The sequence below is a fragment of the Microtetraspora sp. AC03309 genome (assembly GCF_020826795.1).
Taxonomy (GTDB): Bacteria; Actinomycetota; Actinomycetes; order Streptosporangiales; family Streptosporangiaceae; genus Microtetraspora; species Microtetraspora glauca.
Genome location: NZ_JADDIL010000192.1, coordinates 1 through 1584, shown reverse-complemented (window position 1 = coordinate 1584; position 1584 = coordinate 1). Strand labels below are relative to the sequence as shown.

At 59.8% G+C, this 1584-nt stretch carries 1 protein-coding gene and 1 pseudogene; both read left to right on the top strand.

Going from position 1 to position 1584, the window contains the following annotated elements; all coding sequences use genetic code 11:
* Positions 1 to 1314, top strand: a pseudogene (locus IMZ11_RS42220) (BREX system P-loop protein BrxC); the annotation flags it as partial.
* On the top strand, positions 1314 to 1584 hold a 271-nt coding region (locus tag IMZ11_RS42215), incomplete at its 3' end, for a BREX-1 system adenine-specific DNA-methyltransferase PglX (protein WP_228649142.1). The pseudogene IMZ11_RS42220 and the gene IMZ11_RS42215, both read left to right, overlap by 1 nt.

Here is a 1584-nt window from a genome sequence, read left to right as displayed (position 1 = left end):
CGTGTATCTGACGGCTTCCAAGAACTCGTCAGCCGCACTTACACAAGTTTGGGACTTCTTGGCGGCAAGGCTTTTTCGGAGCAGCAGGTCGCTGGAGCCGTTCAGAACGACCAAGGCCTGTTTGGTGTCGAGAACTTTTCGACATTGACATCGCCGGGGGCCGAAATGGAGTCGTGGATCATCTCCCAGACCAATCTCGGCGAGCAGGTGACAGTCAAGAAGATCGTCGGCCGCTTCGAGGCAAAGCCATACGGCTGGAACCTCGGCTCGATCGAAGTCGTGCTGGGCTGGCTGGTCGGGACCGGAAAGATTGCCCTCAGTGTCGATGCCACCTCGGTGGTGCGTACCGAAGCTGCCGCCCTGATCAAAAACACCGCCAAGCAGCAGCATACCGTCGTCGCTCCACAAAAGGCTTACGACGCAGCGAAAGTGGCAGCGTTCAAGAAGTTCTGCACGGACTTCTTCGATGAGGGAGCCGTGCCGAGCGATCCGGTTGAGCTCGCGCGGTTCGGCAAAGACAAGCTCGCAGCCAAACGTGAGGAACTCAACGCACTCGTCAGCACCAGTCGGTACCCGTTCGTCAGTCAGCTCGCGGCAGTCGTTTCGCTTCTTGACCAAGTCATCGGCAAGCCGGCCGATTGGTACCTTGCCGAATTCAGCGCCGCCGACGAACTCCTTGAGGCCAAACATGACTTGGTCGACCCCATCAAGGCCTTCCTCAAAGGACAGCAAGCCAAGATCTTCGACGAGGCGACCGCGCTGCTCACGGCCAATGCGGGCAACCTCGACTACCTCGCCGAAGGCAGTGCCGACAATGTCAAGACGCTGCTTACTGACCCGAATACCTTCCGCGGCAACAAGATGGCCCAACTCAAAGCAGCATCGGACACCCTCAAGGGTCTGCTTGATGACAAAGTGGCTAGTGCCCGCACAGAAGTGAAGAGCGCGGTCGAGATCAAGCTTGAAAGTCTGTTGCAGGAGCACTTCTACCAGGCCGCATCGGCCGATGCCCAGAACGCGGCGGTCGACGTAGTGAACACGCTCCTGTCGACGCTCGATAGTCAGAACCTCATCGCCGTCGTTCAGCAGACCGGTAGTCAGTTCGAGTCTGTCACCTATCCGGGCTTGATCGACCAGCTCACCAAGTCCGCCGACACCGGCGGCAAGCCCCAGAAGCCCACGGTCGCCGTCGCCAGCATTAAGGCGGCGGGAGGCCCCGCCATTATCGAAACCGAGCCTGACGTCGACGCCTACCTCGCCGCACTTCGGGTCTCCCTAGTGCAGGCAATCAAACAGAACCGGATTGCAAACTGATGGAAACCGCACCACTCAAGGCTTTCGCGACGGCAGCCCGCACCGAACTGATCCGCGAAGTCACCGCGCGAATCACAACCGTCCTCGCCCAAGGATCGCCCGAGCGAGTTGAAAGCCCCACGACAGTCGCCGGTCTGGAGAAAGCAGTCGCCGCTGGCGGAGGCGGGGACAAAGGCAAGGCGCACGTCGCAGACAAAGTCGCCTACACCTGGTTTAACCGCATCATCGCCCTGCGATTCATGGACGCCAACGGATACACGGGTATCGGTG